Genomic DNA, 22,637 nt, shown 5'->3' with positions numbered 1-22,637 from the left:
TTGTTCACAGGCGGGAAACCAGCACGGTTGCATCGTCGCGTCCTCGCGCAAAGTCGCGGTACAGCAGCGCGGCGGTCATTCCGGGGTGGCGCATGGCTATTCCCGGATACTGGTCGAGGTTCCAGCGGGTGGCGATCCCATCGGAATGCATGATCAGCGTCGACTTCTGAGCCCACTCGTACGCGAATTGCTGGAAGCGAGCCACCGTGTGGCCCACGGTTCCGTTCATCGAAACCATGCTCCGCGTCTTTCCTTCGGAGTAGATCACACCGGCGATATTTCCCGCACCGGCGAAATTGAGAACACGGGCCTTGGGCAAAATCTCTGCGACAGCCACGGCGGCGCCGCGAGTCTTGGAGAGCGCGAGATGGATGGCTGCGAGAATGCCCTCCGGTTGGCGGTCAGCTACCTCGTGAAACACCCGGATCGCCTCTTGCGAGGCATCGGCGGCAAGGGGACCGTGGCCCAGGCCGTCGGCCACGATGTAGACGCTCCGGTCGGCCGTATGAACGGCGCTCCAGGCGTCACCGCAGACGTGCTCGCCGGGATATGGGACGCAGATGCAGGCAGCCTTATAAGGATCAGGCTGGGCTCCTTCGTTCGTGTCGCGGAGCAGGCGGGCGAACAGCGCGGTGCCATGCCCCGGTTGCGAGAAGATCTGCAAGGTCGAGGCGAGCCGCTGCATGGCGCCCAGGCCCTCGCCTGCGGTTCCGGCGGTGGAGTAGCCGTCCCGCATGGCATCGTTGATGTCGGCGATACCGGCAGCCCGGTCAAGCGCGAATATATCGATGCCGGTGGACCGCTCAAACTCCCATGGAGACAGGACAATCTCGCCCGCCTTGGCGTGTACGGCAAGATTGCGTGCGGCTTCGGTGACGACAATACCAAGCTCGCCAAGGCGCAACTCGTCCATACCGATCGCCTGGCCGAGTAAGGCGGCCTGGCGGCGAGCCTGACCGACCTGCGTCGCGTCTGCCGCGGTGATGGGAATAGCGTGGTTCCGGGGGAGCATCACTTCCATCGGATGCAGCTTACAGTTGTTCCGCGGTTGACTTCGGTCTGAATGTAGAACTCGTTCATCAGGCGCTTGCTGCCGCTGAGTCCCAGTCCCATTCCGGAGCCCGTGGTGTAGCCATCGGTGAGGGCGAGCCGGACATCGGGAATGCCCGGTCCATCGTCACTGAACACCAGCTGGATACCTTTACGGTATCCGTTCTGCAGCATGGAGATATCGAGCTTGCCGCCCTTGCCATGTTCGAGCGTATTACGCGCAAGCTCGCTGGCTGCCGTCACGATCTTCGTCTGGTCGACGAGGCTGAACTGCATCTCGTTGACCCAGGCGCGCACACGCTGGCGGACCATGACAACATCGGCGTCGGACCTGACAGGGACTGCTTCAGTCTTCAGAACCGTCCCAGCCATCCCCGGACCCCTCAACAATTGTGTTTTGCCGCAGATATTCCATGCCGAGTTCGACATTGAGCGCGGTGCGGATGCCGGGAAGTGACATTCCCAGCTCTACGAGCGTAATAGCCACCGCGGGCTGCATGCCGACAACTACAGTTTCGGCGTCGAGTACGCGGGACATGGAGGCAATGTTGGCCAGTGTGCGCCCGATGAAGGAATCGACGATCTCAAGCGAGGAAATGTCGATGAGAACGCCTCGTGCACCGACATCGCTGATACGGCTGGTCAGGTCGTCCTGCAGCGTCAGGGCCAGCTTGTCATGCATGTCCACCTGGATGGTGACAAGCAGGAACGGCCCCATGCGAAGAATGGGAATGCGATCCATCAGCGTTCCTGGGCCGGTGCCGCGGCAGGCGTGGCGGAGTTCGTGCGCGTTACGCGGCGGTTGCTGCGTTCGAGAGCGAGCCGGAAAGCGTCGGCCAGCTTGGCCTTGGTCACAACCTCTTCAAGATTGATGCCCAGGTGCACGATCGTCTGTGCAATCTGCGGGCGGATGCCGCTCAGGATGCATTCGGCGCCCATGAGCTTGGCCGCGGTGATGGTCTTGAGAAGATGCTGCGCCACCAGGGTGTCCACAGTGGGAACGCCGGTGATATCGATGATCGCGAAGCGCGAGTTGGTACGGACGATGGCCTGGAGCAGCGACTCCATCACTACCTGGGTGCGCGCGCTGTCGAGGGTGCCGATCAGTGGCAGCGCGACGATACCATCCCATAAGGTGACCACTGGCGTCGACAGCTCGAGCATCTCTTCCTGCTGGCGGCCGATGACCTGGTCGCGTCCCGCGATGTAGCTGTCGGTAGTGTGAAGAGCCAGGCGGTCGATGAAGTTGTCGGCGATGGTGATCTCGGCAAACAGTTCGCCCGCCTTATTGCCCCAGCGCTCGCGAATGAGCTGGAAAAGCACAGGTTTCAGGGAAAGCACGAAGAGCGCCGTTTCGGAGGGAGTGAATCCCTGCACGGCGCGGGAAACCGAGAGATCCGCCAGCATTTCCTTGATCGGCTGCCATTCGGAGCCGGCCAGATTTGCGATCCGCGACTCATCCGTGACCGCGATGATCGCGTCGAGCATGCGGGTAGCCTGTTCGGAGACCTCGGCGTCATCGATCAGGTCACGCCTGCTGATGCCCTCACGCATGTTCTTTAGCCATTCGTTCAGAACGGCGTCGCGGTTGGAACGGATCGCCTCCAATAACTGACTCATGTACGATTTCCCTCGGAATTTTGAAGAGACGAAAATATTCGCCGCAAACCAGTAGATTCTAGCAGGAAAGCCGAAGGAGACCGGCGAAAGCCCTGATTCGAGACGGCTTCTGTCACATGAGCGACATAGCGGCTGCATCTGTGCCTGATGCGGCGCAGCCGGACCGGGGAGGTTCCGGCTGCGACGGCAGGTGTTACGCGCGTTCCTTGATCTCCATCTTTTCCGGATCCCAGTGGACGATGGCGTCCTTGTCGTAGCTGCGGTTGGCGAGCAGTGCTGCGCCTGCGGCGCGGAAGCCAAAGACAGCGTCCTCGACAACGGGCTGGCGGCTGCGCACCGAAGCGAAGAAGTTGCGGAAGTGGTCGTAACTGTCGCTGTATCCGCGCGGCACGGTGAACCGCTCATAGGAATCGGTGGCCGTGAAGTCGTGCGTCTTCGGGTACTTCTTGTCGTGCTCGGCCATGAGCTTTTCCTGCATGGCGTTGGTGTAGGTTCCGATGACGAGTCCCGGGTCTTTGGACTGGGGCACGCGGCTCACAATCACAGCATCGCCAGCGATCTGGAGCGTGCCTTCGTCGCCGCTGAAGGTGAACCCTTCGCCTTCCTCGCCGCCGTCGACAAAGTTCACGTGTAGGGACAGGTTGAAGTCCTCGGGGTAATCGAAGAGCGCGAACATCACGTCAGGAACGTCACGGCCATCTTTCCAGAAGCGCAGGCCGCCGGTAGCCATGGCGCGGGTGGGGCCGTTCACTCCCATGATGAAGTGCGTGCCGCTGAAGAGGTGGACGAAGAGATCGCCTGCCACGCCGCTGCCGTAGGCCTTCCACTTGCGCCACTGGAAGAAGTGCTCGGCGTTGAAGGGAATCTTCGGCGCAGTGCCCAGGAAGCGCGGCCAGTCGCAGGTCTCGGTGTCGGCGTCGAGGGGAATGGTGTAGTTCCATGCGCCCATCGAGGAGTTGCGGTCCCAGTAGGCCGAAACAGAGTTGACCTTGCCGATGGCTCCCGAGGCGATCAGCTCCTTGGCCTTGGCGTAGAGCACATTGCTGACGCGCTGGCTGCCGATCTGGATGATGCGCTTGGTGGAGCGGGCGGTCTCGATGATCTCCGGCCCATCGGAGTAGAGGTGGATCATCGGCTTTTCGCAGTACACGTCCTTGCCGGCCTTCATGGCGTCGACGGCCGCCTGCTTGTGCCAGTGGTCGGGCGTGGCGATCAGGACGGCGTCAATGTCCTTGCGGGCAAGGATCTCCTCGTAGTGTTTCGTGGTGAACAGGTCGTCGCCCCAGCGCTCCTTGGCGTGGTCGAGACGGCCCTGGTAGCAGTCAGCCACGGCGACGAGTTTCACACCTGGAACCTGCACGGCGACGCTGGTGTCGCCCTGGCCCTGGATGCCTGCGCCGATCAGCGCGAGCTGAATATGGTCGTTTGCGGCGACGGGCTTCTCGGCCTGTGCGACGGCGTCGAGATGAGCTCCGCCGAGGGATGCAGCGGCAAGCGCGCTGGCCGACTTCATGAATGTTCTGCGATTGAGTGTGGACATTCTTTGGTTCTCCTTGGGTGCGCTACTTCACGCGGCCGTTCGACCGGTGTGCTGCGCTGGATTTTTGTGGATTTGTCGGCATTGCGGGCAGGGACGAGATGACAAGCAGGGGTACGGTTCTCTTCAAGGCAGTCCTGACTCCGTTGGGGTGGAAGTTAGACGGCGGGAATAAGCGCCAGGAAACTTCGCACCAAGGCTAACAGAAGAGGTGGGCTTTGAGTTCCCGGGGGAATGGGGATACAAGCGATGGCCGGAGCGGAGCCCACGTCTCAGAATCGAGACGTGGGGCACCCGGTCTTTCGTGAAGGGGATGAACTACCGGCAGGAGCGGTCGAAGTCCTGCGGCACGAACTTTGAGCCGCCGAGGTCGGCGTCAGTAAAGGTGAAGACGAAGAACTGGTTCGGGTTGGCGATGGTGTTGCCGTTCGCATCCAGAACCGTTTCGAGGAAGTCGTTGTCGTTGGCGATCCAGAGGGTGTGAACGGTCGACTTGCCTTCCTTGAGATCCGCTCCGAAGGCTACGCCTTCGATCTTTGCCGGAATCTCAGCCGCTGAGAATCCGCCTGCCTCCATCGACTTCACGAGATCGACGAAGAGGGTCTTGGCCACGGTGTGCTGGGCGGCAGTCGTTCCGTCCATCTCGCCGATGTCGGTTGCCTTGTCAAGATCGATCTTGAAGAGCTGCTTGACCTTGGCGTTGCTGGCGTCGGCGCGGCCGTGGCCGTCGCGCTCATCGACTAGGAACTCGTGATTGTTGAGCGCGACCATTTCGCTGACTCCGCTGCCCTTGGTCAGCAGGTAGCCGAACTGGTGTGTCACGCGTCCGGAAGCGATGTCGATGGTGACAAGGCGCAGCAGGTTTGCCGCATCGCCACCCTCGTTCGCGTCCTGGATGAGGGCGTTCTGCATGATGCCTACCAGCGTGCGGCCGTCGGGGGTGATCGCCAGGCCTTCCATGCCCTTGTTGGCGGTGCGGCCGATGGCGTTGTCGGCAATTTCGGTGTCACCCACCGGGCTGAGATTCGTCACGTAGAACGCCTTCGGCAGCTTGAAGGAGCGCAGGCGCAGTCCCGTGGCGCGATCGAACTCGTAGACGTATGGGCCGTATTCGTCGGAGATGTAAACCTTGCGCCCGTCATTCGAGAGCCGCATGCCTTCCGAATCGAAACGGGCATCGTTGGGATCGCCCGAGTTGCGCTTGGGGTTGAAGTTGTCTGAGCGCCCGGTAAAGAAATGCTGGAAGTAGTTGTTGATCTTGGGCGCACCCGAGCCCACGTCGAGGCCTTCACCGCTGCCATAGACGAGCGGCGACAGGCTCCAGAGCAACGTCGTTTCCCGCAGCTCGGGAGTGAGCGTGTAAGGCAGTCCGCTGCCGCTCTTGTTCGGCGAAAGGTTCATCGTGATCGTGTGGAAGCGGTTCACGTAGCTGACCGTATCGTCGATCGCAGAGTTGAACGACACCGCATTGGGGCCGCGATCAGGCAGCGCGAGGAAGGTGTTTCCCGACGCGTAGGCAATGGCTGAACCGAAGCCGCCCAAGTTGTTCGCGGGCACACCATTTTCCAGCGTGTACTTGAGGCCGGAGAGATCGGCAAAGGAACCGGCGCGGGACTGGTCGAGGGTGCCAACGGCGATCAGGGGAAGCGTCTGGGCATGGGCGGCCGGTGCATTCATCAGGCCGAGGGAGAGTACGGAAAATACAGCAGCAGCGGGAAGCAGAGCGTTGGGGGTACGTTTCACGTGGGTATTTCCTCCTGACGCGCGATTGTAAGGAGGCAAGCGTTCAGGAGTCTTAAAGGAATGGGCTTTCGCTCGTGAATTTTCCGTGAATGGCTGCGACGGCCGCCGCCGCAGCCATTCGGATTACGGGACTACAGGCAGGCTGATGAAGCTCGCCGTACCGGGTGTATGCCAGACGCGCTGCGTGGCCTTCTGATAGTCGGCAGGCTTCGCATCGAAGATGTTCGGAACGTACGTCTGCGGATTGCGGTCGTAGAGCGGGAAGAGCGACGACTGCACCTGCACCATGATGCGGTGTCCGGGCTTGATGACGTGGTTCACGGTGGGCAGGCCGAACTTATAGAGCAGCGGCTTGCCGGCGGCGATGGCCTCGGGATGCTCAAAGCTCTCGCGGTAGCGGCCGCGGAAGATGTCGAGCGAGATGGGCAGCTCATAGCCGCCCATGTTCGGCTGCGACGGCACAGTGTCCGGATAGACGTCGATCAGCTTCACTACCCAGTCGCTGTCGGTCCCGGATGTAGACGCATAAAGGTTGACCTCGGGGCGTCCGCTCAGCCGCAGCGGCCTGGTCAGCGGTTCGCTGATGTAGGTGAGCACGTCGGGGCGTCCGTCGACGAAGCGCTGGTCGTCGACCAGCCACTGCTGCCAGGCTGCGCCGTCGCTCGAGATCACCGGGCGCGGACGATAGGGAACAGGCTTCGCAGGGTCCGAGACATATTCATCGAACTTGACTGTGCCGTCAGCAGGAGCGTCGAAGGAGAGCGCTCCGTCAGCCGAGAGATACAGCGGCTTCGGCTTGTGCTCGCACTTGCCATCGCAGCTCAGTGGCCAGGACTTCAGCTTGTCCCAGTGATTTTCGCCGGTGTTGTAGATGAAGACGGGCGGCGTGTCCGCTTTGGGTGCTCCATCCAGAAGATATTGGTTGAAGAAGGGAAGCAGCACGTCGCGGCGAAACTGATAGGTCGTGTTGCCATCCCAGAGCAGCGGCCCGAGCGAGTAGCCGTCGTAGTTGACCTGGCTGTGACGCCATGGACCCATCACGAGGTAGTTCCTGTCGTTGTGGGTATCCTTGGGTTCGACGGCCTCGTAGCTGTGGATCGCGCCCCACATATCTTCCTGGTCCCATAGACCCTGCAGCCACATGGTTGGAACCTTCAGCGGCACCTTGGCCATGATGTGATCGAGCGCCTGACCCTGCCAGAACTCGTCGTAAGCAGGATGCGCTTCGACCTTCTTCCAGAAGGGAAGCTGGTCGAGACCGCCGCGGCGGGCGAAGTCTCCGGCAGAGCCGACGCGCAGGAAGTTGGTGTAGTCGTCGAGGCCCTCGCGGGGAATGTTCTCGCCCTTACCCTGCTTTGCAGTCTGCCCGATGAAGTAGTCGAGGTTGGGCTGGCGGAAGGCTCCGTAGTGGAACCAGTCGTCGCCCATCCAGCCATCGACCATTGGGCTTTCGGGCGCGGCGACCTTGAGCGCCGGGTGCGGATCTATGAGCGCCATCACGACGGTGAAGCCTTCGTACGATGAGCCGAGCATGCCGACTTTGCCGTTGGTCTGCGAGATGTTCTTCACCAGCCAGTCGATGGTGTCGTAGGCGTCGGTGGTGTCGTCGACGTTGCTCGCGTTGAGCGGGCCGCGCGGAGGTGGCGTCATTAAATACTTCCCTTCAGAGCCGTACTTGCCGCGAACATCCTGGAAGACGCGGATGTATCCGGCCTGGACGAAGACGTCATCGCCCTGCGGCAGCTCATCGAGCATGTGCGGAGATTCGTTGCGGGCGGCGCGTCCGGCGGCGTTGTAGGGCGTGCGCGTCAGCAGGATCGGCGCGTGCGTGGCGTTCTTCGGGATCACGATCACGGTGTAAAGCTTCACGCCGTCGCGCATGGGCACCATCTCCACGCGCTTGATGTAGTCATAGCCTTCGCGCGGAGCGGTGAATTTGGAGGGGATATCGGCTTCCTGCCCGATGGCTGCGGAGCCGATAAAGGTGAGGGCAAGGGTGGCTGCGGCAAGGCAGCGGGCCAGATGGCGGGGATGACTCATGCGTTCTCCTCGAGCAGGGCAGCAGGTATATCGAATCAGCATAAATGCTGGGCGGCCGGTGGGTAGCTGCTAATCTGGAGGCATGAAGGTTTCGATCCGCGGCATTCTTTTTGACATGGATGGGGTTCTGATCAGCTCGCTGGGTTCGGTCGAGCGCAGCTGGGCGAAGTGGGGAGAGATGCGCGGCGTCGACGCCGCCACGGCCATTAAGACGGCTCACGGCAAGCGCGCCATCGAGACGGTGAGGTTCCTGCGTCCTGACCTGGACGACCTGGACGAACTCAAGGTAATCGAAGACCTTGAGGTCGCCGACATGGATGATCTGAAGGTGCTTGCGGGTATTGAAAACCTGCTCGAGCTGCTGCCGCAGCGCTTCTGGACGATTGTGACCTCGGCGACCCGACGCCTGACCGAAGCGCGCCTCGCGCACGCGGGCATCGCCAGGCCCGAGCACATCATTACCGCGGACATGGTCACGAACGGCAAGCCTCATCCGGAGCCGTATATTCGCGGCGCGGAGCTGCTGGGGCTGCGTCCTGAAGAGTGCCTGGTAATCGAGGACTCCGGCTCGGGCGCGAAGGCTGGGCAGGCCGCCGGTTGCAAGGTGCTGGCGACGCTCTTCTCGCATTCCGTCGATGCGCTGGCTGCTGCAGACTGGATCGTGAATTCGCTCGAAGATGTGACCTTCACCGTTGTCGGCGACACGCTCGAGCTGGAGTTTGAGCCAGTTGCACGCGGCGTAATGGCCGACTAACGACCATGGCCTACTCCGTGAAAGTGGAATACGCCGACGCGCGCAAAATGCGCACGCGCAACAAACGCTATTACCGCGCAGCGCACTGGCCCATCTGGATCTGGGTTTTCTTTCTCGCGCCGGGTCCCATGACCTTCGCGCTCTTCGAGCATGGCGGCAGTGTAGGCAACCTCATCTGGCTGGGCGTGGTGCTCCTCGGGACAGGCATCGCCGCCCTCTGCGGGCAGCTGCCGGGCTCCGAGCCTGCACCTTACATCCTTCGTTTCACCGAGGACCGTCCGAATCCGCTCTACCGCCGCGTCTGCTACACCTTTGCCTGGAATGCACTGCTGAACTTCGCCATCCTGAACTGGATCGGCCTGGCGGTGGCGATCGTGACCGGCAAGTGGTACCTGAAGCAGATCTATGCGCATGGATACACGCCTATCTGCATTACCGTGATCCTGCTCGGCCTCTTCGGAGTGCTGCCGCGCGTGCGGCGATCCACGAAGGGCGAGGGCTGGGAGCGCCGCTATTTCTACGGAACGGTCTGGGCGGTAACAGCCGGACAGGTCGTTCTGCTGGTACTTTGGAAGACGCTGCCCCGGACGCACATGACCGACATCGTGAAGCTGGCCGTCTATTCGGGCGTGCTGGTTATGATGGGGATCCTGGCTGCGCTGGGGCAATTGCCCAGAACGCGCCCGATTCTGCCGGGTGAGCTGATGGTCGCCGACTGACCGTTGTACTTCCGTTACCTGCCCGGGTGATATTTTTGCCTTTGAATACGGTTAAAATGAAGAGCAAGGGGCCAGAATGAACCACACTGCACTGTATGCGACGATCGTTGTAGCCTGCGTGGTTCTTGTCCTGCTCGGGCGTGTTCTGCTGATGTTCCGCCGCCATCGCCGCCGTCAGCGGCTGATGACCTCTTCGCCGAGTCTGCATTACGCGCGCAAGCGCATCAATGCAGACCCTTCGCTCGATTCCGACGAATAATTTCGGTTACTTTTCGTTGGTAATGGCTTGGAAGAGGGCGTCACTGTCCTCCCGCCCAAACCCCCTGCTGCCCTTTCGCTGGATGATTTCGAAGATCAGCGTCGGCCTGTCTTCTATGGGACGCGTGAAGGCCTGCAGCACATACCCTTCTTCATCGGCTTCCGCAAGAATGTGGTTCTGTCGCAGCTCCTCGATGGACTCTTCGATGCCGGCCGGCTGCCGGTTCAGCGTTTCGTAATATGCGTCACTGACCCTGAGGAATTCGACACCGCGGCCGCGCATTTCTTTGACCGTCGTGAGGATGTCTCCGGTGGCAAGTGCGATGTGCTGTACGCCTGCGCCGTGGTTGTACTCGAGATATTCCTCGACATGCGAACGCGAGGGGCCCTCGACCGGCTCGCTGATGGAGATCTTTACGTTGCCTGCACCGTCGGCCATGATGCGGGGAGTTGTCGATGCCGGCCTGAACACGGTGTTCTGCAGGTAGGGCGAAAAACCCATGCTGGTGGCGTAGAAATCGACCCAGCGGTTCTTCTCATTCCACCCCACGTCAGCGGAGATGTGATCGACGGCGGTGAGCGGTGCGACCTGATCCTCGGAATCCACTTCAAGCGCCTGGTATCCGGGCAGGAATGGGCCATCATAGTTCGAACGCTCGACGAAGGTATGTATCGTTTCGCCGAATGCGGCAATGGATGCGGTCTTTACGGAGCCAAACTCGTCCCGCAGTTCGTGCGGCTCATGCACGCTGCGCGCCCCGCGACGGATGGTTTCCTTCCAGCTCTGGCGGGCGTCCTCGACAGTGAAGGCAATATTGGCGACGCTGTCTCCGTGGCGATGAACATGGTGTGCGATCTCGTCATCGGCGCGAAGCGTTCCAGTGATGACGAAGCGGACCGCGCCCTGCTGAAGCACATAAGAGACGCGATCAAGCTGCCCGGTTTCAGGGCCGGAATACGCAACAATGCACATGCCAAATGCCGAGCGGTAGTAGAACGCCGCCTGCCGTGCGTTGCCTGCATAGAACTCGATGAAATCTGTGCCTTGGGGGGAGAGAAAGTTTTTTTCGGTGGTGACTTCCGGATGCAACAGGGTGGAACGCATCTACAAAACTCCGTTGACGCATGACGCTCTCTTGCAGCGAATATGGCGCAATGCGACAGATCACCATATACCCTGAAGAGGAAGTTTGGCCACAAACCGGGGTTGTATTTTCGGTACCTTAGTCAGGCAGGAGAGCAGTTGATCGCAGGGGATGAAAATCAGTTGCGCGCGAACGGTCTGAAAGTCATTGATCGCACGATGCTTTTGCTGTTGCAGCTATACGGAGTCATTGCTCTGATCTGCCTTGCGATCACTCCACATTTTTTTCTCCCTTCCGAGGATGCGGTCATCCTGCTGCAGTACAGTCGTAACCTCGCGCAGCATGGAGCGATTACTTTTCTCACCTACGGTCCGCATGCCGAGGGCGCAACTGACTTCGCATGGATGATCATGGTGGCCGCGGCGCAGAAGATCGGCGTTGCTCCCTTTTGGTTCTGTGCGCTGTCTAACATCGTGTGCCTGTTGCTGCTGGGGCTTGTGCTGGCCCGGCTGGCAGGCGTGCGAGCCACTGCCGGTGGCCTGCTGGCCGTTACCGGTGCGGCGGCTTTGTTTCCGCAGATCTTTGCTGCAGCCTTTGGGTTTGCGGTGCTGCCGGATGCGCTGCTGTTGAGCCTTCTGGTGATGTTTACCGTTCGCGAGCGCCCGGCCGCGGCCTCCCTGGCTGCACTGGTGCTGTGCCTTATGCGTCCGGACGGCGTGGTCTTCGTTTTGCCACTGCTGCTGTTTCTTATTTTGCAAAACCGGCGCGCGGTGCCTGCTGTTCTGCTGTGGTTTGTGCTGCCGGGTGTTACGTATTTTCTCTGGCGCTGGCACTACTTCGGGGGGCTGTTCCCGCTGCCTTTCCTGGTAAAGGGAACTACGCCGCGTACGCTCGGGCTGGTGGTGATTCAGTCAGTGCGGCGAAGCCTTAGTTTTCTGGCTTTCGGAGCCGTTGTTCTGGTGCCGTTTGTGCGCTGGCGTGAGGGCTGGAATCGCCGCCTGCTGGTGAGCCTGGTGCTGGTGCCCACGATGTTCTATTGGGCCATGCGGCTCGATCAGAATGTAGGCTTCCGCTTCTACTATTACCTGCCGCTGGCGACTGCACTGCTGCTTGCTCTCAACTGGCAGAGCTTCGGCCCGCGCAAGGTGCAGGCCCTCCGCGTTGCGTTCGTTGCCTGGCTGGTGCTCTTTGCCATGCCTCTGTCGCGTGAACTGAGAACTTTTCGCGATGAGCAGTTCACGAACGTGAAGCAGATTGCCACCGAGTTAGGGAAACTGCCGCAGCCAGGCAGCATGCTCGTGACCGAAGCAGGGTTCTTGCCGTACTACTCCGGCTGGACGGTTTACGATGCCTGGGGGCTGAATACAGCCGAGTTCGCGCATCGATTCATCCAGCCGGACGACGTAACGCATCTTCGCCCGGAGATCGTCGTCCTTCATCCCGATCCGGATGAAAGCTGTCTCGTTCAACCAGACTGGCCTGCCGCCTTTGCAGGACGCACCTGGAAGCACATGACGCGCAACCTGACCATCGGTGCGACTGGCGACGGTTACGAATTATGGCTGCTGTCGTACGGGTCGGAATATCACCGCCAGCGTATGCACTGGCAGTATGGGCAGGGAGACCGGGAATGCTGGTTCGTGCGTCGCGACGCGCCCCAGCATGACGCCATCACCCGCGTGCTTGCGGCCAACCATGCTGTCGGTCCGCCGCAGTCGCTGGCGATGGAGCAGGCGATTCGCGTTACGACTGAGCCGTAAGCGCGGCTTCCTGCGGCCTGCTCAATCCGGCCAGGCCGGCAAGCAATTCGTAAGAGCGTAGACGCGCCGCATGCTCATAGAGCGGAGTCACAACGATGGCTTCATCCACCTGAGTAAGCTTGAGGAAGTTCTCGAATTTTGCACGCACCGTTTCCGGGCTTCCGAAGATGGCTGCGCGGAAGCGCGAGCCGACTGCATCCTCTTCGGCGTCGCTCCACTGGATCTCGCGGACGGGTGGCGGCAACGGACCGGGATGGTTGCGAATCAGGTTCAGGAACATCTGCTGGGGCGTGCTGGCAAGATACTGGGCTTCCTCATCTGTTTCGGCCACGATCACCGGCACGCCTGTCATGGCATGAGGACGGTCGAGAATCGCCGACGGCTTGAAGCTGCGCCTGTAGATATCGAGCGCCGGCAGCAGGTTGTCCGGTTGGAAATGTCCGGCAAAGGCAAAGGGCAGGCCTAGTTCGGCGGCAAGGGCGGCGCTGAAGCCGCTTGAGCCGAGAAGCCAGATCGGAATATTGGTGCCGACTCCGGGAACGGCCGTGACCAGTTGGCCGGCCTGTGCTTCGGCAAGATAGCCGCGCAACTCTTCGAGCATGGCCGGGAAATCTTCATGTCCACCGCCCTGCATGCTTTTGCGGAGTGCCCGCATCACGGCGAAGTCACCGCCGGGGGCGCGTCCCAGTCCGAGGTCGATGCGTCCGGGAAAGAGCGTTTCGAGCGTCCCGAACTGCTCGGCGATCACCAGCGGAGCGTGGTTCGGCAGCATGATGCCGCCCGAGCCGACACGGATCGAGCTTGTTCCCTGGGCGACATGCGCAATCAGCACCGCAGTCGCCGAAGACGCCACTCCGGAGATATTGTGGTGCTCGGCCAGCCAGAAACGCTTGTATCCCCACTGCTCAGCATGCTGCGCCAGGTCGAGCGATTCGCGAAAGGCATCGGCAGCGGTGCCGCCGCGGCGGATGTGTGCAAGGTCGAGAATCGAGAGCGGGGTGGTCTCAAGGCGGGAGACTGTTTCGTGATTGGGCATATCTACTAGATGTAGGACGAGCCGGAATCGGTGCGAGGATGCCGTGCGCGGAGGAGTCATTTCTTCACGAACCCAAGGCAGTACGACGAACATCCAAGATCCATGGCGTCTATCCCGAATCACCTGTTCTCTCCGCTCGCGCAGCGCTCCGTCACTTTTCCCAACCGGATCGCTGTTTCTCCCATGTGCCAGTACAGCTATGACGATGGCATCGCAAATGACTGGCTCTTCGTGCATCTGGGAAGCCGCGCCGTAGGTGGATCGGGGATCGTCTTTACAGAGGCGGCCGCAGTCAGCCCTGAAGGGCGCATTACGCCTGGAGATCTCGGTATCTGGTCCGACGCTCACATCGCACCCCTGGCCCGGGTCGCATCCTTCGTCAAAGAGCACGGAGCGGTCCCTGGAGTTCAACTTGCCCACGCCGGGCGCAAGGCAAGCATGGCCAAGCCGTGGGACACACCGATGCAGGCGGTTCCCGTGGCTGAAGGCGGCTGGCAGCCGGTGGGTCCGTCGACGAATGCCTTTGCGGAAAGCTATGCCACGCCGGCAGCACTCGATCGGGCAGGCATGGACAAGGTGATCGCCGACTTTGTCGCCGCGGCGCAAAGGGCCGTCTCTGCCGGTTTCCTCCTGGCAGAGGTTCACTGTGCCCACGGTTATCTCATGCATGAGTTTCTGTCGCCGATTTCGAACCTGCGTACCGATGAATACGGAGGCAGTCTCGAAAACCGTGCCCGCTTTCCCCTTGAAGTCATTCGCGCGGTTCGTGAGGCTTTTCCCGCCGAGCTGCCGGTATGGGTGCGGATCTCGGCGACGGATTGGGTCGAGCCTTCGCCGGAAGTGCCGTCCGGCGGTCTCACCGTAGATGACTCCGTGGCTTTCGCCAAGCTGGTCAGCAAGGAAGGCATTGACCTTATCGATTGTTCGTCAGGCGGAAACGATCCGCGTCAGCAGATTCCAGTGGGTGCGGGCTACCAGGTCGCCTTCGCAGAGCGTATCCGGCGTGAAGCGGGCATCCCGACTGGGGCCGTTGGTATGATTACCTCGCCCGAGCAGGCCGACCAGATTGTGAGAACGGAACAGGCAGATGTCGTTCTGCTGGCCCGGGAATTACTACGCAATCCGTACTGGCCGCTCCATGCGGCGGAGGTTCTCCACAAGCCCGGTGCGTGGCCTGTGCAGTACGAACGCGCAGCCAGCGGTAAGGTCGAACGCCGGCAGCCGCTCCCGGATCTGGCCGGAAAACGGTAGGCGCGGTTGCCAGAATCTACGAAGCGGTAGGTGCGGCAGGCACCGGACGGATTGATTTAGCGGAGAGCTGCCTTCTTTGTTCCATTTCCGGCAACACTCCGTCGAGAATTTCGTCAATCTTTCATCTGCCTGTTGCACAATGCCATTTGGAGGGTTCTTTGCCGCGCATTCATTTCCATCTGCAACTGGCCGAACTGAAGGACAAGCTGCTGGCCATGGCCGCGCTTTCGCAGCAGGCTGTCGCCTCCGCAGTTGATGCCTACCTGCAGCGCGATCCCGGCCTGTGCCAGTACGTGCGCGAGAATGAGACCGCCATCAACGCCGCCCAGCGTGAAGTGGATGAGATGGCTTACGACCTGCTCGCCAAGGAGCAGCCGATGGCGATCGACCTGCGGTTTATCCTCGCCGTCATCAAGATCAACGGCGACCTCGAACGCATCGGCGACCAGGCGATGAGTATCGCGCTGCGAACCCTTGACCTGATGAGCGACCCGGCTCCCAGCATGCCATCGAAGATTGCCGAGATGGGGGCACACGCTGGTCACATGATCCGCAGCTCGATCCAGGCTCTGCTCGAAGGCGATGTGATGGTAGCGGAACTGGTCCGGGACATGGACGACGAGATCGACGCGCTGAATCGCGAGGCCCAGGCAGAGCTCACGCAGGTGATTGAGGATCAGCCCGCGGCCGCCCAGCAGGCCCTGCAGGCGATCATTATTGCCCGAAACCTCGAGCGTATCGCCGATCATGCAACCAACATCGCGACCGACGTCATTTTCTGGATTCGCGGAGCGGATGTCCGCCACCAGCTGACCGTGGCGGAGTAATGTCGCCGTTCCCGTACACTATAGGTATGGCTGGATTGGTTCTGGACGGTAAGGCATACGCGAAAGAGCTTGAAGCGGAGCTTCAGGCAAGAGTGGAACAACTGAAGAAGAAAACCGGCGCGGAGGAACCTCCGATCCTCGCGACGATTCTCGTCGGAGCCGATCCGGCGTCGGCAACCTACGTAAAGATGAAGGGCAACGCCTGCCGCCGCGTCGGCATGGAGTCCATCCGAGTCGATCTGCCCGAGGAGACGACGACCGAGCAGTTGCTGACGGCAATCGACGATCTCAATGCAAATCCTCGCGTGCGCGGCATCCTGCTGCAGCACCCGGTTCCCAAGCAGATTGAAGAGCGCGAGTGCTTCGACCGCATCGCGATTGAAAAAGATGTGGACGGCGTAACCAGCCACGGCTTTGGCCGCATGGCGATGGACGAGCCGGCCTACGGATCGGCGACGCCCGCGGGCATCATGCGCCTGCTCAAGCACTATGACATCAAGCTCGAAGGCAAGCATGCCGTGGTTGTGGGCCGCAGCCCGATCCTCGGCAAGCCGATGGCAATGATGCTGCTGGCGGCAAATGCCACGGTCACCATCTGCCACTCGCGCACCAAGAATCTGCCCGAGCTCGTGAAGCAGGCCGATGTAGTGGTCGGCGCGCTCGGCAAGCCGGAGTTCATCAAGGCTGACTGGATCCGCGATGGCGCGGTCGTGGTCGATGCCGGGTATCACCCCGGCGGCGTGGGCGACATCGAACTCGGCCCGCTGGTCGACCGCTGCGCTGCCTACACCCCAGTCCCGGGCGGCGTCGGTCCCATGACCATCGCGACGCTTATCGCTCAGACGGTAGAGGCTGCGGAGAAGGCTGCTCTCTAGCGCTTCCATTGTTCAAAGGCGCGGCCATGGCCGCGCCTTTTTTATTGCTGCATTGACCCGCTTAGTAACGGTTGTTTACGATGTTCTGGTTTCCGATCGCCTGCCTTATGGAGCCGTTATGAAGCTGTTTCGTTATGTCGCCCTCGCACTCGCTTTCACCGCGAGCTGTTTCGCTGCCGAGCTGCCGGACTACTACCAGACAGTGAATCGCGTGACCTGGGTTGTGCAGAACATCGACAAGACGGCTCCAGCGTGGGAAAAGCTGGGCATGACGGGCATTCAGAAGATGCCGAACATCCAGCTCAAGGGCGAATACCACGGCAAGCCCGTCACGATTTACGCGTGGCAGGTGACGGGTCACATCGGCAACATCACCGTGGATATGATCCAGCCCGCCGAAGGTCAGCAGAACTCCTTCAACGATTTTCTGGAGAAGCACGGCGACGGTATTTTCTCGATCGTCCATGCCGTGCCATCGAAAGAGGCGATGGACAAAGAGATCGCCCGCATGAAGTCGCTGGGCGTGAATGTGATTCAGCAGGTGACGGTCGAGCGCGAGGGCAAGCCTGTGACCTTCACCTACTTCAGCACCGAGCCGGAAGGGAAGTACACGCTGGGGCTGGTGTACTGGCCGGGCGGCGCGCCCGCTCCTGAAAAAGGCACGGTGACGCACCTCGGCATCGTCACGCCGGATGGTCCGGCGACCTCGGACTACTGGAAGAAGCTGGGCTTTCCGGGCTTCGACATCGAGCACGCCTCGCCGCGTCCGGACATGACCTATCGCGGCAAGCAGCTGCTGTTTCACTTCGACGTGGGCTTCGAGCGCTTCGGGCCGTTTGCGCTGGAATGGCTGGTGCCTCCGCCGACGCCGCCGAACGCGTACGAGGAGTTCTGGCAGCTGCACCACGGCGGCGTGCAGCACTTCGGCATGCTGGTCGACGATCTCGACGCAGCGGTGGCGAAATACCAGCAGCAGGGATTCCAGGTGTGGCAGCACGGCGCGTGGGGCGATATCGGAAAGAAGGACTCCGGTGTGTATGACTACATGGACACGAACGCCATCGGCGGCGTGAGCATGGAACTGATCCACGCGTATTAGCGGGTTCGCGAGCTGACGCCGTCGGTGGGTTTTCTGGGAACAGGCAGGGCAGCGCTAGACATGCGGCGCAGCGAAGAACTGGTAGGGCAGCGCTTTAGCCTGCCAATCAGGCGAGAGTGAAATGCGGCTTTAGCCGCTGAGGTTCCTGCTGTTCGCATCGCAGAAACCTCAGGGGCTAAAGCCCATTGTTTCGTCGGGCATTAATAGCCGGGCTAAAGCCCGACCCTACCGCCTCAAGCATCGCCCATCGTTCGAGGCCAACCCTACCCCGTCCACGCCTCTCCGTCGTTCGAACCCGTCTCTTGGCTCATCCCCAGATCAACTTTGCATTCGTCAACTCACGTGCACCGAGGACGCCCAGCTCGCGGCCGTGTCCCGAGCCTTTCACTCCGCCAAACGGAGCGCGCGGATCGGAGCGGACGAAGTCGTTGATAAACACCGCTCCGGCTTCGATCTGTCCGGCGACTTTAGCAGCGCGCTCGCGATCCTGGCTCCAGACTGACGCACCGAGACCGAACTCGCTGTCGTTTGCCAATTTGATCGCTTCCTCTTCTGTCTTGAAGGTGAAGAAGAGCGCGACCGGGCCGAAGAATTCTTCGCGTGCGATTGGTGCGTCATGCGGCAGTCCGGTGATGACCGTCGGCGGGAAGAAGAAGCCAGCGCTGTCGAGTGGTTCGCCGCCCAGCAGAACCTTGCCGCCCGCGGCGACCGCATCCTTCACCTGGCGCGCGGAGTTGTCCAGCAGGTCTTTGCGTGCCTGCGGTCCCAGCTTGGTGTCGGATTGCAACGGGTCGCCGATCTTCAGCGCCGAGGACTGCTTCACGAATTCATCAAGGAAAGCCTTTGCGATCGGCTCGGCAACGAGAAAGCGCTTGGCCGCGATGCAGCTCTGCGCGTTGTTCGAGTAGCGCGAAGTAATGCCAAGCTGCACGGCCTTGGCGATGTCGGCGTCTTCGAGCACGACGAAGGGATCGGACCCTCCAAGTTCTAGTACGACCTTCTTGCCATGCTGCCCGGCAAGCTCTGCGACAGAGCGGCCTGCGCGCACGCTGCCCGTCACAGTCACGGCGCGAATGCGTTCGTCGGCGATGAGTCCGGGTACTGCGTCGCGCTCGACGGCGATGTTGACATAGAGATCCTTGCCGCCGGCATCGTGCACGAGCTTCTCGATGGCTTGTGCGCAGCCCTGTACATTCTCAGCGTGCTTCACGATGACGGTATTGCCCACCAGGGCTGCGGGAATGAAGAAGCGCAGCACCTGCCAGAAGGGAAGGTTCCACGGCATGATGGCTAGGATGGGGCCGAGCGACTGGTAGACGATATGTCCGGGCGTGCCGGGAATCGCCTCCGGCTCAAGATAGGCAGGACCATGCTCGGCGAAGTGGCGGGCACCGGTGGCAGCTTTCTTTACTTCACCGATGGCCTCGGTGAGCGGCTTGCCCATCTCGGTGGTGATCAGCTTGCCGTACTCCTCCGCGCGCTGTTCAAGCAGTTCGGCGAGGCGAGTAAGAAACGCGGTGCGCTCGGAGACAGAAACCTTTGACCAGCGCTGCCAGCCTTCGAAAACGGTCTGGATGCGTGCTTCGACTTCTTTGGCTGTGTGGGTGGGGTAGCTGGCCAGCTTTTCGCCGGTCGTTGGATTGATCGATTCGAACGACATGAGTTCCTCTTTTCTTCTAGGGGAGGCAGCAGCCGAGATACCGTTCGGCGCAGGTAGCGATCACCTCTTCGCCGGGCCGCTTCCACCAGTTTTCTTGTGAGAAGATCTCTACTTCCTGTGGTCCGCGATAGCCGGTCTTTTCAATGGCCGCGCGGATAGCTTTCAGGTCGATAACGCCGTCGCCCATCATGCCACGATCGAGCAACAGGTCGCGAGTGGGCACCAGCCAGTCGCAGATGTGATGCGCAAGAATGCGCTTGCCGGCGCCGGCGCGCGCAATTTGCTCGTAAAGCTTCGGGTCCCACCATACGTGATACACATCGATGGCGACGCCGATGCCGTCGCCCAGCAGATCGCAGATATCGAGCGCCTGCTCGAGCGTGTTGATGCAGGCGCGGTCGGCGGCGTACATCGGATGCAGCGGCTCGATGGCCAACGGCATCCGGTGTACGCGCGCATAGGGCAGGATGGTTGCCAGGCCGTCGGCAACCTGCTGGCGAGCGGCAGGCAGGTCGCGCGAGCCGGTAGGCATTCCACCCACCACCAGCACCAGGCAGTCCGCGCCCAGCTCCACGGCTTCATCGATGGCGCGCCTGTTGTCGTCGATCGCGGCAGCCAGGCCGGCTTTGTCCGCCGCCGGGAACATGCCTCCACGGCAGAGGCCGGTCACTCGCAGGTTGTTCGAGCGGATGATGGCCGCGGCTTCCTTAAGGCCCGTTGCGTGCACCTGGTCGCGCCATGGCGCGATGCCGGTGATGCCTTGTGCCAGGCACGCGTCCACAGCCTGCGGAATGGTGAACTGCTGCCGCACGGTCGCGAGATTGATGGAGAGATTGCCCAGACTCATGCGGCTACTCACGTTTACACCACTCCATATAGGGCAAGCACACGCTTCATGCGTCCCACGGCGAGATCGGGATTATGCAGCACGCGGGCTTCATCTGCCAGCCGGAAAAGCTCGGCAAGGTGAACGATTGAACGCGCACTCTGCTGGCCGCCGATCATCGTGAAGTGATCCTGCAATCCGTTGAGATATGCGAGAAAGACCACGCCCGTTTTGTAGAAGCGCGTCGGAGCCTTGAAGATGTGCCGCGATAGCGGAACTGTGGGCTCGAGGATTTCGTGAAAGCCCTCTTCGTCACCTGCTCCAAGCCGCGCAAGCCCTGCGGAAGCAGCCGGAGCAATCGCATCGAAGATGCCAAGCAGCGCATGCGAATAGCCCTGGTCGTCACCTGCGATCAGCTCGGCGTAGTTGAAGTCGTCGCCGGTATACATCTTTACTCCGGGCGCGAGGCGGCGGCGCATGGCGATTTCTTTCTCCGCGGAGAGCAGGGAGATCTTTACGCCATCGACTTTGCCCGCGTGACTGTTGATCACGTTTACGCAGGTATCCATCGCCGCCATGTGATCGGTGTCGCCCCAATAACCTGCAAGCGCGGGATCGAACATTTCGCCCAGCCAGTGCAGGATCATCGGTTCCTTCGCCTGGCTCAGGATGCGGTCGTAGACGCGCTCATAATCAGCGGGCGATTTCGCCGCGACGACGAGCGCACGGCTGGCCATCAGGATGATCCGTCCCCCAAGCTTCTCGACGAACTCCATCTGCTCCTCGTAGGCGCGGATTACGTCATCCACAGTGAGGTTCGCGTTGGGAGTGAGGTGGTCGGTGCCGACTCCGCTGGCAATAAGGGCATCGGGGCGGCCTTTGGCCGCTTCAAGCGAGTGGCGGATGAGTTCCTGCGCGCCGGTCCAGCTCAGCCCCATTCCACGCTGCGCGGTGTCCATGGCCTCAGCCACGCCAAGGCCCAGATCCCAGAGATAGTCGCGGAAGGCGATAGTGCGTTCCCAGTCAATCGAAGCATCCAGCCATGGATCGTCGTTGGCCAGCGGATCCGCGACCACGTGCGCCGCCGAATAAGCCACGCGGTTAAAGGCGCGGGGCGCTCTTGCGTCAGGGAGTGGCAGAGGCTCATTCCGGATGGAATAAGCCTCCAGCGTACCGTTCTCGACAGGCAGCTTCAGTGTCGCCATTACGCGCCCTTCGCGTCGAGCGTAAGCTCGGGAACGTCGAGCCAGCGGCGCTCGGTCCAGCTCTTCAAGCCGAGTTCGGCAAGCTGCACGCCCTTGGCGCCTTCGAGCAGATCGTACTTCCATGGAGTATCGGCCACGACATGGCGCAGAAACTCCTCCCACTGCAGCTTGAAACCGTTTTCGTAGACCTGATTGTCGGGAACTTCTTCCCATTGGTCTTCGAACTTCATCGTCTGCGGCTGGTCAGGGTTCCACACAGGGCGAGGCGTGTTCACGCGATGCTGCGTGTAGCAGCGGGTGAGGCCGGCGACGGCAGAGCCGTGCGTTCCGTCAACCTGGAAGGTGACAAGATCATCGCGCTTCACACGCACTGCCCATGACGAATTGATTTGCGCGATCACTCCGCCTTCGAGCTCGAAAGTCGCGTAAGCAGCGTCGTCGGCATCGGCCTTGTAGGTCGCGCCTTTCTCATCCACGCGGCTGGGGATATGCGTGGTGCCGATGCAGTTGACCGACTTCACCGCGCCGAAGAGATTGTCCATTACGTAGCGCCAGTGCGGCAGCATGTCGAGAATGATGCCTCCGCCGTCAGCCTTGCGGTAATTCCATGAAGGCCGCTGCGCCGTCTGCCAGTCGCCTTCGAAAACCCAATATCCGAACTCGCCACGCACAGAGAGGATGCGGCCGAAGAATCCGGAGTCGCGCAGCATCTTCATCTTGCGCAGTCCGGGCAGGTAGAGCTTGTCCTGCACGATGCCGCTCTTTACGCCGCGTTCGTGCGCGAGGCGGGCGAGCTTGAGCGATTCTTCAAGCGTTTCCGAGAGCGGCTTCTCGCAATAGATGTGCTTGCCGGCCTCGATGGCCTGGGTCAGCAGCTCGGCGCGCATCTGTGTGGAACCGGCGTCGAAGAAAACGGTGTCGTCGGGATTGGCAAGGGCGCTGGCTACGTCCGTTGCGACACGGGCGATGTTGTGACGTTTCGCCAGCTCCGTTACCTTCTCAAGGTTACGGCCCACGAGGATGGGGTTGGGCATGAGGCGGTCGCCATTCGGCAGCGCGACGCCGCCCTGCTCGCGAATCGCCACAATCGACCGGACGAGGTGCTGGTTGTAGCCCATGCGTCCCGTGACGCCGTGCATGATGATGCCGATTTCTTTGGTTGCCACTACGTCCTCTGCGAGTTTCTAAAGTTTGTTATATAAGTTTGCACGTGAGCCATGATCTTTGTAAACCGTATGGCCTGTCAATTGGACGCAAAAAAAAGCCCGGCCAGCCGACGAGGGCGCTGACCG

Annotated in this window: 21 protein-coding genes; 8 read left to right on the top strand and 13 right to left on the bottom strand. The window is 61.1% G+C overall.

From position 1 onward, the window contains the following. Positions 1-4: 4 nt before the first annotated feature. The 7 genes from LJD29_RS02150 to LJD29_RS02120 form a co-directional block, all read right to left on the bottom strand. Positions 5-1,012: a SpoIIE family protein phosphatase gene (locus tag LJD29_RS02150; protein ID WP_446744113.1), complete on the bottom strand. Its 1,008-nt coding sequence runs from the start codon at positions 1,010-1,012 to the stop codon at positions 5-7. Beyond that, positions 1,012-1,422, bottom strand: a complete 411-nt coding sequence (locus LJD29_RS02145; RefSeq protein WP_446744112.1) for an anti-sigma regulatory factor — start codon at positions 1,420-1,422, stop codon at positions 1,012-1,014. Before LJD29_RS02145 ends, LJD29_RS02150 begins: the two co-directional genes overlap by 1 nt. Continuing rightward, on the bottom strand, positions 1,397-1,792 hold the full coding sequence (locus tag LJD29_RS02140) for an STAS domain-containing protein (RefSeq protein ID WP_446744111.1): 396 nt from the start codon (positions 1,790-1,792) through the stop codon (positions 1,397-1,399). Before LJD29_RS02140 ends, LJD29_RS02145 begins: the two co-directional genes overlap by 26 nt. Next, complete coding sequence (locus LJD29_RS02135) at positions 1,792-2,670, bottom strand: STAS domain-containing protein (protein ID WP_446744110.1); 879 nt, start codon at positions 2,668-2,670, stop codon at positions 1,792-1,794. The genes LJD29_RS02140 and LJD29_RS02135 overlap by 1 nt, the downstream gene beginning before the upstream one ends. 193 nt (positions 2,671-2,863) lie before the next feature. After that, positions 2,864-4,210, bottom strand: coding sequence for a Gfo/Idh/MocA family protein (locus LJD29_RS02130; RefSeq protein ID WP_446744109.1), 1,347 nt, complete (start codon positions 4,208-4,210; stop codon positions 2,864-2,866). A gap of 315 nt (positions 4,211-4,525) precedes the next feature. Next, the gene (locus LJD29_RS02125) at positions 4,526-5,950 is read right to left on the bottom strand and encodes an esterase-like activity of phytase family protein (RefSeq protein ID WP_446744108.1); all 1,425 of its coding nucleotides are present in this window, start codon (positions 5,948-5,950) and stop codon (positions 4,526-4,528) included. A gap of 123 nt (positions 5,951-6,073) precedes the next feature. Continuing rightward, a complete protein-coding gene (locus tag LJD29_RS02120; RefSeq protein WP_446744107.1) occupies positions 6,074-7,990 on the bottom strand; it encodes a CocE/NonD family hydrolase in 1,917 nt (638 codons plus the stop codon). Positions 7,991-8,072: 82 nt separating this feature from the next. Here LJD29_RS02120 and LJD29_RS02115 point away from each other — a divergent pair, with 82 nt between their 5' ends. The 3 genes from LJD29_RS02115 to LJD29_RS02105 all read left to right on the top strand — a co-directional run bounded on the left by LJD29_RS02115 (position 8,073) and on the right by LJD29_RS02105 (position 9,722). Then, on the top strand, positions 8,073-8,744 hold the full coding sequence (locus tag LJD29_RS02115; protein WP_446744106.1) for an HAD-IA family hydrolase: 672 nt from the start codon (positions 8,073-8,075) through the stop codon (positions 8,742-8,744). 5 nt (positions 8,745-8,749) lie between these two features. Continuing rightward, positions 8,750-9,463, top strand: coding sequence for a hypothetical protein (locus LJD29_RS02110; protein WP_446744105.1), 714 nt, complete (start codon positions 8,750-8,752; stop codon positions 9,461-9,463). Between the two features lie 76 nt (positions 9,464-9,539). Further along, on the top strand, positions 9,540-9,722 hold the full coding sequence (locus LJD29_RS02105) for a hypothetical protein (RefSeq protein WP_446744104.1): 183 nt from the start codon (positions 9,540-9,542) through the stop codon (positions 9,720-9,722). Positions 9,723-9,728: 6 nt separating this feature from the next. On the opposite strand, the gene hppD is transcribed toward LJD29_RS02105, so the two are convergent. Next, the gene (gene hppD / locus LJD29_RS02100) at positions 9,729-10,826 is read right to left on the bottom strand and encodes a 4-hydroxyphenylpyruvate dioxygenase (protein WP_446744103.1); all 1,098 of its coding nucleotides are present in this window, start codon (positions 10,824-10,826) and stop codon (positions 9,729-9,731) included. 138 nt (positions 10,827-10,964) lie between these two features. Here hppD and LJD29_RS02095 point away from each other — a divergent pair, with 138 nt between their 5' ends. Further along, positions 10,965-12,566, top strand: a complete 1,602-nt coding sequence (locus LJD29_RS02095) for a DUF8728 domain-containing protein (protein ID WP_446744102.1) — start codon at positions 10,965-10,967, stop codon at positions 12,564-12,566. On the opposite strand, the gene LJD29_RS02090 is transcribed toward LJD29_RS02095, so the two are convergent. Further along, complete coding sequence (locus LJD29_RS02090; protein WP_446744101.1) at positions 12,550-13,602, bottom strand: LLM class flavin-dependent oxidoreductase; 1,053 nt, start codon at positions 13,600-13,602, stop codon at positions 12,550-12,552. The genes LJD29_RS02095 and LJD29_RS02090 overlap by 17 nt on opposite strands. A gap of 102 nt (positions 13,603-13,704) precedes the next feature. Here LJD29_RS02090 and LJD29_RS02085 point away from each other — a divergent pair, with 102 nt between their 5' ends. From LJD29_RS02085 to LJD29_RS02070, 4 genes are all read left to right on the top strand, one after another. Continuing rightward, positions 13,705-14,853: an NADH:flavin oxidoreductase/NADH oxidase gene (locus LJD29_RS02085; protein ID WP_446744100.1), complete on the top strand. Its 1,149-nt coding sequence runs from the start codon at positions 13,705-13,707 to the stop codon at positions 14,851-14,853. Positions 14,854-15,011: 158 nt separating this feature from the next. Beyond that, entirely contained in the window at positions 15,012-15,680 is a 669-nt protein-coding gene (gene phoU / locus LJD29_RS02080) for a phosphate signaling complex protein PhoU (protein ID WP_446744099.1), read from the top strand. Then, complete coding sequence (gene folD / locus LJD29_RS02075) at positions 15,680-16,555, top strand: bifunctional methylenetetrahydrofolate dehydrogenase/methenyltetrahydrofolate cyclohydrolase FolD (protein ID WP_446744098.1); 876 nt, start codon at positions 15,680-15,682, stop codon at positions 16,553-16,555. Before phoU ends, folD begins: the two co-directional genes overlap by 1 nt. Before the next feature lie 118 nt (positions 16,556-16,673). Beyond that, positions 16,674-17,654: a VOC family protein gene (locus LJD29_RS02070; protein ID WP_446744097.1), complete on the top strand. Its 981-nt coding sequence runs from the start codon at positions 16,674-16,676 to the stop codon at positions 17,652-17,654. A gap of 307 nt (positions 17,655-17,961) precedes the next feature. On the opposite strand, the gene LJD29_RS02065 is transcribed toward LJD29_RS02070, so the two are convergent. From LJD29_RS02065 to LJD29_RS02050, 4 genes are read right to left on the bottom strand one after another with little or no spacing between them, the layout of a single operon-like run. Next, positions 17,962-19,314 carry an NAD-dependent succinate-semialdehyde dehydrogenase gene (locus tag LJD29_RS02065; protein ID WP_446744096.1) on the bottom strand — a complete coding sequence of 451 codons (1,353 nt, stop codon included), beginning with the start codon at positions 19,312-19,314 and terminating at the stop codon, positions 17,962-17,964. 16 nt (positions 19,315-19,330) lie between these two features. Next, a complete protein-coding gene (locus tag LJD29_RS02060) occupies positions 19,331-20,161 on the bottom strand; it encodes a sugar phosphate isomerase/epimerase family protein (protein ID WP_446744095.1) in 831 nt (276 codons plus the stop codon). 14 nt (positions 20,162-20,175) lie between these two features. Further along, on the bottom strand, positions 20,176-21,345 hold the full coding sequence (locus LJD29_RS02055) for a dihydrodipicolinate synthase family protein (RefSeq protein WP_446744094.1): 1,170 nt from the start codon (positions 21,343-21,345) through the stop codon (positions 20,176-20,178). Continuing rightward, positions 21,345-22,511 (bottom strand): Gfo/Idh/MocA family protein, encoded by a 1,167-nt coding sequence (locus tag LJD29_RS02050; protein ID WP_446744093.1) that lies wholly within the window; start codon positions 22,509-22,511, stop codon positions 21,345-21,347. The genes LJD29_RS02055 and LJD29_RS02050 overlap by 1 nt, the downstream gene beginning before the upstream one ends. Positions 22,512-22,637 lie beyond the last annotated feature (126 nt).

The sequence above is a fragment of the Silvibacterium acidisoli genome (assembly GCA_022870745.1).
Lineage (GTDB): Bacteria > Acidobacteriota > Terriglobia > Terriglobales > Acidobacteriaceae > Silvibacterium.
The sequence above is the reverse complement of the archived record's forward strand: the minus strand, read 5'-3'. Positions and strand labels throughout refer to the sequence as shown.